The sequence below is a fragment of the Ruegeria sp. AF3 genome, assembly GCF_056536285.1.
The window spans coordinates 2,180,725-2,195,000 of the sequence record NZ_JBQFJM010000001.1 but is presented as its reverse complement, the minus strand read 5'-3'; the positions used below and the strand labels follow the sequence as shown (position 1 = coordinate 2,195,000).

Annotated in this window: 15 protein-coding genes and 1 tRNA gene; 9 read left to right on the top strand and 7 right to left on the bottom strand. The window is 56.5% G+C overall.

Going from position 1 to position 14,276, the window contains the following annotated elements:
- Nucleotides 1-194 precede the first annotated feature (194 nt).
- Together msrQ and msrP are read right to left on the bottom strand one after the other, a co-directional pair.
- Nucleotides 195-809 (bottom strand): protein-methionine-sulfoxide reductase heme-binding subunit MsrQ, encoded by a 615-nt coding sequence (msrQ, locus tag ACR3FC_RS11075; RefSeq protein ID WP_480474871.1) that lies wholly within the window; start codon nt 807-809, stop codon nt 195-197.
- A gap of 4 nt (nt 810-813) precedes the next feature.
- Complete coding sequence (gene msrP / locus ACR3FC_RS11070; protein ID WP_480476886.1) at nt 814-1,716, bottom strand: protein-methionine-sulfoxide reductase catalytic subunit MsrP; 903 nt, start codon at nt 1,714-1,716, stop codon at nt 814-816.
- 378 nt (nt 1,717-2,094) lie between these two features.
- On the opposite strand from msrP, the gene ACR3FC_RS11065 reads away from it, so the two are divergent.
- Complete coding sequence (locus ACR3FC_RS11065; protein WP_480474870.1) at nt 2,095-2,910, top strand: cyclase family protein; 816 nt, start codon at nt 2,095-2,097, stop codon at nt 2,908-2,910.
- 97 nt (nt 2,911-3,007) lie between these two features.
- A complete protein-coding gene (locus ACR3FC_RS11060) occupies nt 3,008-3,631 on the top strand; it encodes a class I SAM-dependent methyltransferase (RefSeq protein WP_480474869.1) in 624 nt (207 codons plus the stop codon).
- Nucleotides 3,632-3,684: 53 nt separating this feature from the next.
- Here the strand turns inward: ACR3FC_RS11060 and clpB are convergent, their stop codons facing one another.
- Together clpB and ACR3FC_RS11050 are read right to left on the bottom strand one after the other, a co-directional pair.
- Complete coding sequence (clpB, locus tag ACR3FC_RS11055) at nt 3,685-6,303, bottom strand: ATP-dependent chaperone ClpB (protein ID WP_480474868.1); 2,619 nt, start codon at nt 6,301-6,303, stop codon at nt 3,685-3,687.
- 125 nt (nt 6,304-6,428) lie between these two features.
- Nucleotides 6,429-6,746 (bottom strand): hypothetical protein, encoded by a 318-nt coding sequence (locus tag ACR3FC_RS11050; RefSeq protein ID WP_209599181.1) that lies wholly within the window; start codon nt 6,744-6,746, stop codon nt 6,429-6,431.
- 140 nt (nt 6,747-6,886) lie between these two features.
- Between ACR3FC_RS11050 and pyrF the strand changes: the two genes are divergently transcribed.
- Together pyrF and ACR3FC_RS11040 are read left to right on the top strand one after the other, a co-directional pair.
- A complete protein-coding gene (pyrF, locus tag ACR3FC_RS11045; protein WP_480474867.1) occupies nt 6,887-7,591 on the top strand; it encodes an orotidine-5'-phosphate decarboxylase in 705 nt (234 codons plus the stop codon).
- Between the two features lie 350 nt (nt 7,592-7,941).
- On the top strand, nt 7,942-9,195 hold the full coding sequence (locus ACR3FC_RS11040) for a DNA polymerase IV (protein ID WP_480474866.1): 1,254 nt from the start codon (nt 7,942-7,944) through the stop codon (nt 9,193-9,195).
- Nucleotides 9,196-9,197: 2 nt separating this feature from the next.
- Here the strand turns inward: ACR3FC_RS11040 and ACR3FC_RS11035 are convergent, their stop codons facing one another.
- Nucleotides 9,198-10,058, bottom strand: coding sequence for an N-formylglutamate amidohydrolase (locus ACR3FC_RS11035; protein ID WP_267365028.1), 861 nt, complete (start codon nt 10,056-10,058; stop codon nt 9,198-9,200).
- Nucleotides 10,059-10,207: 149 nt separating this feature from the next.
- Between ACR3FC_RS11035 and ACR3FC_RS11030 the strand changes: the two genes are divergently transcribed.
- A tRNA-Val gene (locus ACR3FC_RS11030) sits at nt 10,208-10,282 on the top strand.
- Nucleotides 10,283-10,372: 90 nt separating this feature from the next.
- Entirely contained in the window at nt 10,373-10,498 is a 126-nt protein-coding gene (ykgO, locus tag ACR3FC_RS11025; protein ID WP_008755722.1) for a type B 50S ribosomal protein L36, read from the top strand.
- 64 nt (nt 10,499-10,562) lie between these two features.
- Here ykgO and ACR3FC_RS11020 read toward each other — a convergent pair whose 3' ends face one another.
- Nucleotides 10,563-10,886 carry a SemiSWEET transporter gene (locus ACR3FC_RS11020; RefSeq protein ID WP_480474865.1) on the bottom strand — a complete coding sequence of 108 codons (324 nt, stop codon included), beginning with the start codon at nt 10,884-10,886 and terminating at the stop codon, nt 10,563-10,565.
- 284 nt (nt 10,887-11,170) lie between these two features.
- Here ACR3FC_RS11020 and ACR3FC_RS11015 point away from each other — a divergent pair, with 284 nt between their 5' ends.
- The 3 genes from ACR3FC_RS11015 (at nt 11,171) to ACR3FC_RS11005 (ending at nt 13,377) form a co-directional block, all read left to right on the top strand.
- A complete protein-coding gene (locus tag ACR3FC_RS11015) occupies nt 11,171-12,187 on the top strand; it encodes a Fe(3+) ABC transporter substrate-binding protein (protein ID WP_480474864.1) in 1,017 nt (338 codons plus the stop codon).
- Between the two features lie 117 nt (nt 12,188-12,304).
- Entirely contained in the window at nt 12,305-12,859 is a 555-nt protein-coding gene (locus ACR3FC_RS11010; protein ID WP_480474863.1) for a helix-turn-helix domain-containing protein, read from the top strand.
- Entirely contained in the window at nt 12,856-13,377 is a 522-nt protein-coding gene (locus ACR3FC_RS11005) for an N-acetyltransferase family protein (protein WP_480474862.1), read from the top strand. Before ACR3FC_RS11010 ends, ACR3FC_RS11005 begins: the two co-directional genes overlap by 4 nt.
- Before the next feature lie 16 nt (nt 13,378-13,393).
- On the opposite strand, the gene ACR3FC_RS11000 is transcribed toward ACR3FC_RS11005, so the two are convergent.
- The gene (locus ACR3FC_RS11000; RefSeq protein WP_480474861.1) at nt 13,394-14,194 is read right to left on the bottom strand and encodes a phenylalanine 4-monooxygenase; all 801 of its coding nucleotides are present in this window, start codon (nt 14,192-14,194) and stop codon (nt 13,394-13,396) included.
- Nucleotides 14,195-14,276 lie beyond the last annotated feature (82 nt).

Below are 14,276 nucleotides of genomic sequence, written 5' to 3'. Positions count from 1 at the left end.
GGATTAGACTCCCTACCCGCAAGCGGAAAATGAACAAAAACTATAGAAAATGCAGATTGCAAAATTAGTTATTTATTTTCAAATTGTTAGCGGCTCGCTATCAAGCGGAAGTGAGCCAAAATCGTCGGAAACACAGACGGGGTTCCGCACTTTATCGCCTTGTTCACAATGTTACTCACAGACTCGCTTCCGAGTCAGGCAGAATCTGCTGTGTTGGACTGGAGTGACAGGCTTGGAATCGGCAACCGGAGGGTAAGAAGGATGACGATAGCTGCCAAGTAGATCAGCGGCTCGATCTGAAACCCTTTTGCCAGCATCACATAATGCAGGCCACCCAGCAAAGCGGCCGGGTACACCAGCCAATGCAGCCTGCGCCAACGCGGCCCCAGATGGCGCACCGACCAGTTGTTGGATGTTACCGTCAGAGGCAACAGCAAAAGAAACGCCCCCATTCCAACTGAAATATAAGGACGCTTGAGAATATCCGCCCAAATCTGGCTGGGAAGCTGTACGTCCAGAACCAGCCAGACAAGGAGATGCAGGCTGACATATACAAAAGTCAGCACGCCAATGGCCCGACGGAACTTCATCAGGTTCAAGCCCACAAATCGGCGCAAAGATGTGATGGCCAGGCCGGCAATCAGCAATTGTAACGCCAGTTCGCCATAGCGGTGCTCCAGCGCCTCAATCGGTTCGATCCCCAAACCGCCAGTCAGGCCAAGATAGAACAGCCAGGGCGCAGGCAGCACCCCCATCAAATAAACAGCCCATACCGGAATACGCCGGAGTGTCTGATTGATGGCTTGCATGATTCTAGTAATTCCTGGCCAGATCCATACCTTCATAAAGGCTGGCGACTTCTTCTTCATAACCGTTGAACATCAGCGTCGGTTTACGCGAGGCAAACAAGCCGCCGCCGATTTCACGTTCAGAGGCTTGTGACCAGCGCGGATGATCCACGTTCGGGTTTACATTGCTATAAAACCCGTATTCTCGCGAATTGGCCATATTCCAACTGGTGGGCGGCTCTTCTTCAGCAAGCGTGATGCGGACAATCGACTTGATCGATTTAAACCCGTATTTCCACGGCACGACCAGACGCAAAGGCGCGCCGTTCTGATTTGGGATCGGCTTGTTATAGATACCAGTGGCCATGATCGTAAGCGGATGCATCGCCTCATCCAGGCGCAAACCCTCGCGATAGGGCCATTCCAGAATTGGATAGCGTGTTCCCGGCATCTCATCCGGGCGGTGGGCCGTTTCGAACGCCACGTATTTCGCGCCCTCTTTAATCCCTGCCATGTTCAGAAGATCGGCCAATTCGAACCCGTTCCATGGAATGACCATCGACCAGGCTTCAACGCAACGGAAGCGATAGATGCGTTCTTCGATCGTCATCTCGGACAGGATGTCCTTGAAATCATACTCACCGGGACGATCGACCAGACCGTCAATCTTGACGCTCCAGGGTTCGGTCACCAGCGTATGTGCATATTTCGCCGGATCATCTTTTCCGGTCCCGAACTCATAGTAGTTGTTGTAACTCGTGATCTCTTCCCACGTGTTCGGCTCCAGCGCATCCTGCGCCGCAGCTGGTCGACCCATTGCCGCCAAACCAACACCCGCCATCCCGGACATGACCTGCCGCCGGTTCAGGAACGCCGCCCGTGGGGTGACGTTGGCATGTGTCAATGTATTGGTCCAGCGATGCGCCATCTGGGTCTCCGTCATATTCGTTTGTCATTACATATTTAGGGTGCTGATAGCACAGACCCATGGAAACAGGCGTCACGTTTGAGCGACGTGATTGTAACGTTCCGGTTGGCGACAGGCCCAGACAGGCGGACTGTGCCGCGCTTTGCCCGTTTTCGACGGTCGTCACGACCTGAGCCAACTCGCGGTGCTCGAACATTACGCCGGGCATATACGTTTTACTCAGAGCTGGCTCTGAAAGGAGAATTACAGCCGGGTAGCCTGCCTGCAGTCTTTACAACTGCGGGTCTAAAACTGCACTCTGTCCGACAGGCACCATACGCGATCAACAGTGTGGCGGGCCTGTTTTTGCAGCCTCGTGGCCGCAATGGGAGGACAAAAATGTGTGATATCTGTGTAATGAACGCCGTAAAAGACAGGATGCTGTCCCGGCGCGGGTTCTTCAAAGCTGCTGCGGCATCGGGTGTTGCGGCTGCCGCAACCGGAGCAATGGCACCGGCCACACTGGCCGCGGGGCATGGCGGTGTCCAAGACATGACCCACACGCTCAGCCCGGAGTTCCCGACCTGGGGCGGAGAGCCGGGCATCTCGGCTGAACAGGCATTCAATTTCGCGGAACACGGATTCAATCTGTTCAATTTGTCGATTAATGAGCATACGGGCACGCATATAGATGCCCCACTGCACTTTTCTGCGGATGGAGCTTCAGTCGATGAAATCCCGGTCTCAGATCTGGTTGCACCACTTTGCGTGGTCGATATCGCAGCCCGCGCAGCAGAAGACGCCGATACGCGTTTAACCCCTGATGACCTGAAAGCCTGGATAGCCACCAACGGTGACATCCCCGACGGGGCCTGCGTCGCCATGCACTCGGGATGGGCAGGCAAAACCGCTACGGATAAGTTCCGCAATTTCGACGGCGAAGCGCAGCATTACCCAGGCTTTCACGTTGAAGCTGCGCAGATGCTGATGGAGGAAACCGGGGCGCGGTCAATTGCCGTTGACACCTTGTCACTGGATCACGGCATGTCTGCGGATTTCGCCACCCATTATGCCTGGTTGCCTTCTGGCCGGTTCGGGATCGAATGCCTGGCCAATCTGGACCGGGTACCCGCGACGGGCGCGACACTTGTTATTGGCGCACCGAAACACGCTGGCGGCACCGGAGGTCCGGCGCGGATACTTGCGCTGATCTGACCTAACTGACGTACGGCGAAACTGGCCCGCTTTCTCCAGTGGGCCAGTTTCCTTCTGCGCATTCCATGAGTGGTAGGCACTGAGAGAAAGCCAGCCAATGGGCAAGACCAAATCTGATACCACACGGCGCTATGATACCGCTGCACCAAAATGGCGGGATAAGATGCGTGCTCTTGGTTATTACGATGCGTATCTTGGTTTTCTGTCAGCAAGTCAGCTCGCGCCAGAGCACAACAATCGGGTTGTTGATATCGGTGCCGGAACCGCCTCGTTTGCAGAAGCCTGGGTCGCTGTTCATGGGTCACCCGTCGAAGTAACCCTTCTCGAACCCAGTCAAGCCATGTTGAAACAGGGTCAAAGCGCGTTACAGGCGCGGGGTGTCGAGCCAAGACTTGTGCAGGGCTTGTTAGGGTCTGTCGTTCTGGAACCCGCTGATGTGGCACTGGCTGCGCATGTCATCGAACATTGCCTCGATCCTTTGTGCGCACTTGAGCAGATTCACGATTTGATGCGCCCTAGTGGTCGTTTGTATCTGGTGGTGTCAAAGCCGCATTGGTGCAATGCGATCATCTGGCTGCAATGGCGCCATCGCACATTCGGCAGAGAAGAAATTCTGGGACTATTGCACAAAGCTGGCTTCGAATGCGAATGTGAGCACTCATTTCCCGCAGGCCCACCATCCCGGACAAGCCGGGGAATTTTGGCGCGTCGGAGAACGTAGATTCAGACAAATAAAGACCCGCCAATACGGCGGGTCTTCCGTTTGTGCCTAAGTCAATGCACCACTGCGTCATCCGGGCGGGGCCGCTCCGACGTCCCCAACCGGTCACCGATGATCAAGCCATCTGCCCCGGCGGTGACTGGAACGACCTCACCATCCTTGATATCACCAGCCAGCAGCGCTTCGGCCAGCGGGTTCTGCAGGGCGCGCTGAATCACGCGTTTCAGCGGGCGGGCTCCGAAGACAGGGTCATAGCCTTCGTTGGCCAGCCATTCCTTGGCGCCATCGTCCAGGGCCAGCTCGATCTTGCGGGCCGCCAGGCGTTTTTGCAGACGCGCCATCTGGATATCGACGATGCCATCCATATCGGCCCGCTTGAGCCGGTCAAAGATGATTGTTTCGTCCAGACGGTTCAGGAACTCGGGCCGGAAATGTGCCCGCACCGCATCCATCACGTCACGGCGGGCCTGCGCGCTGTCCGCGCCATCGGGCAACTGGCTGAGCGCCTGAGAGCCGAGGTTTGACGTCAGAATGATCAGCGTCTGCTTGAAGTCCACGGTGCGGCCCTGACCATCGGTCAGCACACCGTCATCCAGAACCTGCAACAGCACGTTGAACACATCCGGGTGCGCCTTTTCGACCTCGTCAAACAGCACGACCTGATAGGGCCTGCGCCGCACGGCTTCGGTCAGCACACCGCCTTCGTCATAACCGACATAGCCCGGAGGGGCACCGATCAGACGGGCAACCGCGTGTTTCTCCATGAACTCGGACATGTCGATGCGCACCATCGCGTTGTCGTCGTCGAACAGAAAGTTCGCCACGGCCTTGGTCAGCTCGGTCTTACCCACGCCGGTCGGTCCGAGGAACAGGAACGACCCCAGTGGGCGGCCTTCGTCATTCAGACCCGCTCGCGCACGGCGCACGGCGTTGGCGACAGCAGTCACCGCTGCATCCTGACCAATCACGCGGGAATGCAGAGCGTCTTCCATCCGCAACAGCTTCTCGCGCTCACCTTCCAGCATTTTCGAGGTCGGGATACCGGTCCAGCGTTCCACGACAGAAGCAATCTGTTCAGGGCGCACCGTTTCCTCGGCCATCATACCATTGCTTTCGGCGTTCTCGGCCTCGGTCAGCTTTTTCTCAAGCTCGGGGATGACGCCATAGGACAGTTCCCCCGCTTTGGCCAGGTTGCCTTCACGCTTGGCGATCTCAAGATCAGCGCGCGCCTTGTCGAGCTGTTCCTTCAGGTCACGGGCACCCGCCAGCTTGTCGCGTTCGGCCTGCCATTGCGCTGTCATCTCGGCGGATCGTTCCTGCAAATCGGCCAGGTCCTTTTGCAAGGTTTCTAGACGATCTTTCGAGGCCGCGTCATCTTCAAGCTTCAGTGCCTCTTCCTCGATCTGCATCTGGAGGATGTTCCGGTCGAGTTGATCGAGTTCTTCGGGCTTGCTGTCGACCTCCATCCGCAAACGCGATGCGGCCTCGTCGACAAGGTCGATCGCTTTGTCGGGCAGAAAGCGGTCAGTGATATAGCGGTGCGACAGGGTCGCCGCTGAAACAAGCGCTGAATCCGAGATGCGCACACCGTGGTGCAGTTCGTACTTTTCCTTGATGCCGCGCAGGATGCTGATCGTATCTTCGACCGTCGGCTCCTGTACCATTACAGGCTGGAACCGGCGCGCAAGGGCTGCGTCTTTTTCCACGTATTTGCGATACTCATCCAGCGTGGTTGCACCGATACAATGCAGCTCGCCTCGGGCAAGCGCAGGCTTGATCAGGTTGGCAGCGTCCATGGCGCCGTCCGATTTCCCGGCACCGACCAGCGTGTGCATCTCGTCGATGAACAGGATGATTTCACCCGCAGCTTCAGTCACCTCGGTCAGAACGGCCTTGAGGCGTTCTTCGAACTCACCGCGGTATTTCGCACCGGCGATCAGCGCACCCATATCGAGCGCAAGCAGCTTCTTGTCCTTCAGCGATTCAGGCACATCGCCGTTGATGATACGCAGGGCCATGCCCTCGGCAATCGCGGTCTTACCGACGCCAGGTTCACCAATCAGAACTGGGTTGTTCTTGGTGCGACGCGACAGAACCTGCATCGAGCGGCGGATTTCTTCATCCCGACCGATGATCGGATCAATTTTGCCTTCGGCTGCAGCCTCGGTCAGGTCACGCGCGTACTTCTTGAGCGCGTCATAGCCTTCTTCCGCCGACGCGCTGTCAGCGGTGCGACCCTTGCGGATGTCGTTGATCGCCTCGTTCAGTTTTTGCGCTGATACGGCTCCGGCGTCCAATGCATCCTTGGCCTTGGACTTCACCATGCACAGCGCCATCAACACGCGTTCGACCGGCACGAAACTGTCGCCCGCCTTTGATGCCAACTTTGCAGCCTCGTCCAGTACTTTGGCGGTCTGGCCGTCCATGTAGATCTGGCTCGCGTCACCGCTGACCTTGGGGATTTTCCCCATCGCGCTGTCCAGCGCTTCAACCACGCGGTTCGGGGCCCCACCCGCGCGCGTGATCAGGTTGCTGGCCAACCCCTGATCGTCATCCATCAGTGCTTTGAGTATATGCGTTGGCTCCAGCCTCTGGTGCCCCTCGCGCAGCGCAATGGTTTGCGCTGCCTGCACGAATCCCCGTGCCCGCTCGGTGAACTTGTTCAAGTCCATGATATTCTCCTTTTCCAAGCGCCCCGTTTTGACATGCCCGCCTGGCAGCACATGTCGGTCGAAGCCTCACATTCAATCTGGGAAATATCTTCGGTGGTTCAAGAGGCTAAAACACAGAAATCGACCTATTCGCGCTGGATGGTATAGACTGAATAACCACCGGTCTCGGCAACCTGAACGGCACCCAGATCATTTACCAAAGATTGGGCTGCCGCACTTCCCGTCGGGCAAGAAACCAGATCTGCCGTATGGTCCAGGAAATTGCCGGTAAACGCCGTTTCACCAGTAAGTTGACACCAATCATCCTCGGACCTGTAACCACCAACCAAACGCAAATCGTCATTGGTCGGCACAGGTGCAGCCCCTGTATCCGTCTCCTCGGGCGGCGTTTCATTACATGCGGCCAGTGCAATCAACGCGCCCAACAAAACCAGCTTTTTCATTTGTCGCCCCTTATTTTGAATTCGAGTTTTCAATACAGAGCACGATAACACGATTTGAAGCTGCCTGCGCGGCTTAGCAGATGGACAGAGCGGCCCGAAGCCGCTAGGACGCAGACGTTTGCCAAAAAGGAGCGCCCCCCATGTCTGATGACCGCCTGATCGTAGCCCTTGATGTTCCCAACGCTCTGCAAGGGTTGGCCATGGCAGAACGTTTGGGGGACAGCGTTTCTTTCTACAAAATCGGGCTGGGTATGCTGACCGGTGGCGGGTTGGCATTGGCCAACGAGCTGAAACAGGACCACGGCAAGCGCATCTTCCTGGACATGAAATTGTTCGACATTGGCAATACTGTAGAAAATGCCGTTCGGGGGTTGGCGCAATTCGATCTGGATTTTCTGACCGTGCATGGTGACCCTCATGTGGTGCGCGCTGCCAAAGAAGGTGCTGCGGGTAAAGACCTGAAGATCCTCGCCGTGACCATCCTGACCTCGCTGAACCGCGACGATTTGGACGCAAGTCTTCTGAAATCCGGCGATGTGCAGGACTTGGTTGTCGAACGCGCGGCCAAAGCCTTTGAAGCCGGAGCTGATGGCGTTATCGCCAGCCCGCAGGAAGCCGCCCTGATCCGTGCTCTGCCACAGGCTGAAGGGCGTCTGATTGTAACCCCTGGTGTGCGCCCGGCTGGCGCAGCGCTTGGTGATCAGAAACGTGTAGCCACCCCGGCAAGCGCCATTCAGGATGGCGCAGATCACATCGTTGTTGGCCGCCCGATTTATCAGGCAAAAGACCCAAAGGCCGCTGCTGAGGCCGTTCTTTCCGAATTAAATTCTCTCAAGGTGTGCTAAGACCACCTGGTCATTTCAGGTGGGTTTTGCGTTGGATTTTCCGCGCAACAAGTTGACCTAAGGTCACTTTTTGACGAAACCGCGCCAAATCGTCTCTGTGCCAGAAAACACACATTCAAAACCCGAGTTTTCTCGGCACAACCTTCATCCTATCGAAACTAATGATTTTCAGCGATTCTGAAGGGGAAATACTCCCCTACGAACCGCTTCTTCCTGAGGTTCGTTACTTCCCCCCGCGATGTGCGGGGGGTCTTCTTTTCAAATCATCCCATGCCAGCAGGGCCTTTGATCCAGGATCACAGGTGATATAAAGAACTTCCAAGCCAACTGCGGAACGCATGAGGACGCAGATGCCCGGTCTTTGCCGAGATTGCCTGACCACATTGTCAAACGAACAACGCTGTACTGCCTGTGGCAGTCCGCGGGTAAAGACTCACTCGGAACTGTTTGACCTGTCGATTGCCCATATGGATTGTGACGCCTTCTATGCCTCGGTGGAGAAACGTGACAACCCTGAACTGGCGGACAAACCGGTTATCATTGGCGGCGGCAAGCGCGGCGTTGTGTCAACTGCCTGCTACGTTGCCCGTATTCGCGGTGTCCGGTCGGCCATGCCCATGTTCAAGGCGTTGCAACTCTGCCCCGAAGCCGTCGTGATCAAGCCGCGCATGTCCGTCTACGCCCAGGTGTCGCGCGACATCCGCGCCATGATGGATGAATTGACACCCGTGGTCGAACCCCTGTCGCTGGACGAAGCCTTCATGGACCTGTCGGGAACCGAACGTTTGCATGGCGCGCCACCGGCCGTCATGCTGGCGCGTCTGGTCAAGCGCATGAAGGATGAAATCGGTGTCACCGGCTCAATCGGGTTAAGTCACAACAAGTTTTTGGCCAAGGTCGCATCGGACCTCGACAAACCGCGCGGATTTTCAGTGATTGGCAAGGCGGAAACGGCAGAGTTTCTGAGTGACAAACCCGTAAGGTTGATCTGGGGCATTGGCCCGGCTGCGCAGGAAGCGCTGGACCAGGCCGGGATCAGAACTTTCAGTGATTTGCTGCGTTGGGATCAGGAAGCGCTGACCGCGCGGTTCGGCTCAATGGGATATCGCCTGTGGCACTTGGCTCGGGGTCAGGACAAGCGACGCGTATCGGCGCATGAGCCGATGAAATCCATCAGCAACGAGACGACATTTTTCGAAGATACGTCGAGCCTTGATATTCTGGACGGTCATTTGTGGCGGATGGCCTTGAAAGTGTCGGACCGCGCCAAGGCAAAGGATCTGGCTGGTCGGGTTGTCACGTTGAAACTGAAGAAAGCCAATCACAAGATCCTGACGCGGCGCGTATCCTTGCGGGATGCGACACAGATTGCCGACCGGATTTACCGCACGGCCCGGGGCCTGTTCGATCAGGTTGGCGATCAGGGGCCATATCGATTGTTGGGCTGTGGTTTGTCCGACCTTTGCCCGGCTGATCAGGCGGATATTTCCGGCGACTTGCTGGATCCGGATGCTGCCCGCAGATCCAAGGCCGAACGGGCCACGGACGAGATTCGCCAGCGGTTCGGGGCCGAAGCAATCATGAAGGGCCGTGCGCTGCGCTGAAGCTACTCCGCCGCCAGACGCTCTGGGCTCGCACCCAGGCTGGAAATCTCGCGAACCACCTGCCTGAGCAGCTTCGAGAACGCCATGAAATTGGCATTGGGCGCGATTTTTTCTTCGTCCATGTACAAAGCGCGATCGATCTCGATCTGTACAGCGTGCTGCTGGCGACCGGGACGACCATAGGTTTGCGTCACATATGCTCCGGCAAAAGGCGCATTGCGTGCCACGTTGAGACCCGCTGCCGCGAAAGCGGCTTCAATGATATCGACGACCTCTGACGACGCGGACGCGCCAAACCGGTCGCCCAGCACGATCTCGGGCCGCCTTCCGCGCGCAGTGCCCGCCATGGCCACCGCCTCGTGCGGCATCGAGTGGCAGTCCACCAGAATTGCCTGTCCGAACATCTCGTGTGATTCGGCCAGCAGGGATTTCAACCGCGCATGATAAGGGCGCCAATAGGTGTCGATGCGCAGCCGCGCTTCGTCCATGGTAAGTTTGCCGCGATAGATTGCCCGACCGTTGGCAACTACGCGGGGAATCACCCCCAGCCCTGACGCGACCCTTGGATTATGCCCGTGCCTGCGGGCACCGCTGATCAAGGCCGGGTCAAGCTCATCCAGGCTGCGGTTCAAATCCAGATAGGCACGCGGCATGGCCGCCTTGATCAAAGGGGCACCGTTTTCCGCCGCGGGCGCGAACAGCTGATCAACAAAGGCGTCTTCTGAGGATCGAATCACGCTCCGGTTCAACACGGACCGGTTCAGAAATGCCTCAGGATACTCCCGCCCGCTGTGTGGCGATGAAAAAACCACGCACGAGGTGCGGTTTTCGGGCATATCCAATACATAGGCTGCGCTTTGCATGATCCCTCCGTGTTCGCAATCAACATAGACCGGAAAAATTGTTCTTCCAAACCCCTTGAACCCTTTTGCGACTCCTTTTATAGACCCCGCTACCGGCGCGGGGATCCGCGCCCCATTTCGTTATGGGGCACGGCACGCAAAGGGAAAGTGGGCGGTTAGCTCAGCGGTAGAGCACTTCGTTGACATCGAAGGGGTCACAAGTTCGATCCTTGTACCGCCCACCATCGTTTCACTGTTCCGGTTGTCCGGGGCACCCGAGTAACCCAGGCGCTGGCCACGTCCTTGATGAAGGCGCCGCAGATTGGAGACAGACCATGAAGGTCAAGAACTCGCTCCGCTCGCTCAAGAACCGGCACCGCGACTGCCGGATTGTGCGTCGCAAAGGCCGCGTCTACGTGATCAACAAGACGCAGCGCAAGTTCAAAGCTCGTCAGGGCTAAGAACTGCACATCACTGCTTAAAGAAACCGCACCTTCGAGTGCGGTTTTTTTGTTCTACCCGCGCCTAAAATGTAATCCCTGCATGGATCAGAATGCCCACGACCATAAGAAAGTTCAGAACCATCGAAATCCCGTTGCCGACATAGATTGGAAGCTTTCCAACAACCAAGCCGTAAGCAAACCAAAGCAGGGACAAGGCGGTATATAGCGACCAAGACAACAAGGATTGTCCCGAGGCATGGTGCGAATGCGTCAAATACAGCTTCACGAGCTGCGGCAGTGTGGCAAAAGGACCAACCACGCCAACAAAAACCATGAACCCTTCAAAGCGCGACATCCAATGGCCAAGGTTAGATTTCTCCAATTTTTCAGCCAGTGTTTCGGGCATATCTCACGTTCTTCCTTTAAGTGAATAAGACGGCATGTTCTTTTTCTCGGACAATCTGTCTTGCCAAAATATCCGCTAGAAGCGCTTGGACCAAGTCCCTCGACCACGTTACCACCAACCTTCCCCCCCCTCGTATGCCTTCAGAGCATCGCATATTGAACGTCACTAGCGACCTTTTGACCAAGTAAATCAGTCAGATTTACTTGCATCCCGCCCAGAATCGTATAATTGAGAAAATCAGTCGGATTAATGACCGACCCGAAATTCAATTGTTGAGGCACACAATGCTGAAATCCACGACCTGCCTGGCCGCCGCGCTGTCGGCTCTGATCGCAACCTCTGCCGCCGCCGAGGGCGAACTGAACCTCTATTCGTCGCGCCACTATGACACCGACGAACGGCTGTATACCGACTTTGAAGACGCAACCGGCATCAAGATCAACAGGATCGAAGGCAAAGCGGATGAACTGATTGCCCGGATGGAAGCGGAAGGCGCGAACTCACCTGCCGACGTGATGCTGACCGTGGACACGTCGCGTCTGGCGCGGGCCAAGAATGCAGGTGTCCTCCAATCAATCGACAGCGCTACACTGGAAGAGCGCATTCCCACCAACCTGCAGGACAGCGACAATCAGTGGTTTGGTTTCTCGCAACGCGGTCGGATCATCTTTTTCGACAAGGAAAACGTGACCAACCCGCCGGCCACCTACGCTGATCTGGCCAAACCGGAATACAAGGGAATGGTCTGTATCCGGTCTTCGACCAACACCTACAACCAGACCCTGCTGGCATCGATCATCACACATGAAGGCACTGAGGCCGCCAAGTCCTGGGCCGAGGGTGTTGTCGCCAACATGGCGCGTGACCCGCAGGGCGGTGACACCGACCAGTTGCGCGGCATCGTTTCGGGCGAGTGTGACATCGCGGTTTCGAACACCTACTATTTCGCGCGCTCCATTCGCACAGACGTCAAAGGCTTGTCCGCAGACCGCGATATGATCGGCTGGGTCTTCCCGAACCAGGACAGCTATGGCGCGCATATGAATCTATCCGGTGGTGGGGTCGCCGCGCACGCACCCAACAAGGAAAACGCGATCCTGTTCCTTGAGTATTTGGCCAGCGATCAGGCGCAGAAATACTTCTCGGCGGGAAATGACGAGTTTCCGGCAGTTCCAAATGTCGAACTGGCCGAGTCGGTCAAGGCGTTGGGTGAATTCAAGGCAGACGACGTGAACCTTTCAGACGTTGCAAAGAACATCCCCGAAGCGCAGAAGATCTTTAACGAAGTTGGCTGGAAGTAATCCTTCTTGGCGCTGACTTCTTGAAAAGGATGCGGATTGTCCGCATCCTTTTTCGTTGATATGTGATGTTTATTTGCATATTTTCTCATATATGAGATTTTTTTTCACGAAGATGTAATGCCTGACACCCTGTCAAACCGCCTTGCCAATCGCCTGAGCGAACTGCGCCGCGGGCGTGGTTGGTCTTTGGATTACCTTGCCGAACACAGCAGGATCAGCCGCGCCACCTTGTCCCGTATGGAAAAAGGGGATGTCAGCCCAACAGCCGACAATCTAGGCCGTCTGTGCGCTGTATACGATCTGCCGATCTCACGCCTGCTGATGATGGTTGAAGACAGCTTTGACCCCAAGGTTCCATTCGAACGCCAGACCGAGTGGCGCGACCCCGAAACCGGCTTCACCCGCCGTGCTGTTTCACCACTTGCAAATGGATTGAACGCCGAGGTTCTGGAATGCCACCTTCCCCGGGGCACGGTCATCACCTACGAAGTGCCACCTAAATCGGGGCAAGAGCATCATCTGATCTTAATGGACGGTGCGCTTACTCTGACGGTTGATGGAACTCCCCACGCGCTGAACGCCGGGGATTGCCTGCGCTACCATCTGTCGGGACCGACCCGGTTTGAAACAGGGGCGTCGCGTGGTGCACGTTACCTGCTGGTGCTTATATGATCACGCGCCTGACCGATAACGATTTTGACGCGGCGCTGGATGACCTGGCTGAAATCCTGCATGCCTGTGTTCATGATGGGGCCAGCATAGGTTTCATACTTCCGTTTACCCTGAACGATGCGCGTGCGTACTGGCAACAAAACGTACAGCCCGGTCTCAGGTCAGGTAAGCTGGACTTGTTCGTTTCGTATGACGGTCCCCGCATTGCAGGCACCGTTCAACTGATCCCGGCGGCAATGCCCAACCAACCCCACCGCGCCGACGTGGCGAAACTTCTGGTCCACCCCAACGCCAGACGGCGGGGGTTAGGCCGATCCCTGATGAATGCGCTTGTTCTTCGGGCGCGAGAGGTGGGGCGCACGATGCTCGTACTTGATACGCGCAGCACCGATCCCTCGCGGCTGCTTTATCAAAGCCTTGGGTTTCAGATCGCGGGGGAAATACCGAATTACTGCCGGAACCCATTTGAACCAAAATTCGAGCCCACAACCTATATGTACAAAAACCTTGACGCTTGAAAAGACGCAGCCCCCGCTACTCGGCGGCGGTTACCTTTTCGGGAAACTTGTTCGGCAACAGCCCGAGGCTGCGCGCACGACGAACATCTGCCAGCAGGTCCCGTTCGGCGGCCTCAAACAACTCTTCAGGGTCATCCAGAACAAAATACCCCATCTGGTGCATGTCGATCCGGTAGGGTGTTCGCAGAATCGTAAGAACGTCAAATGGGTCACGATCGGGTATGTCGCTGGTCACGGCATAGACCAGTTCTGTCGGCGACGACGCCAACCCTGAACCCAGCGCCTTGATCTGACCGTTCTGGCGACGCAGGCCAAATTCGATCGAAAACCAGTAGAGCCTGATCAACCAGGCATAATCCGCGTCATCTGCCTGCTTTCCGGCTAGCCCGATGGCGTGGCTGAACGCGGCAAAACGCGGATCACTTAACAACGGGGTGTGTCCGAAAATCTCATGAAAGATATCCGGCTCTTCGATATAGTCGAAATCTTCCCGGGAGCGGATGAAAGAAGCGGCCGGAAAAACCCGATCCGCCAGCATCCCGAAAAACGTCTTGAACCCGATCAGCGCCGGAACCGGCTGCACCCGCCAGCCGGTCAGGTCCAGCAGCCGTTTAGAAATATCTGCACAAGAAGGCACTTTTGTCTTCGGTAGGTCCAGCCGCGCCAAACCGCTTAGGTATTCCGGCGCCATATGGCGCCGTACGTTTTCTTCCTGTGCCGCGTAAAGATCAGCCCAGACCGCATTCTCTTCGTCTGTGTAGGTAATGTGGCCATATTCATCCGCGAGTTTGGCGACATATTTGGTCGATTTGGGCATCAGCATCCTCCTGCATGAGATCAGGATACCTCAACTCACATGGAGAATTTATTTTGATATTCTGTGCATCGTCCGTATTATG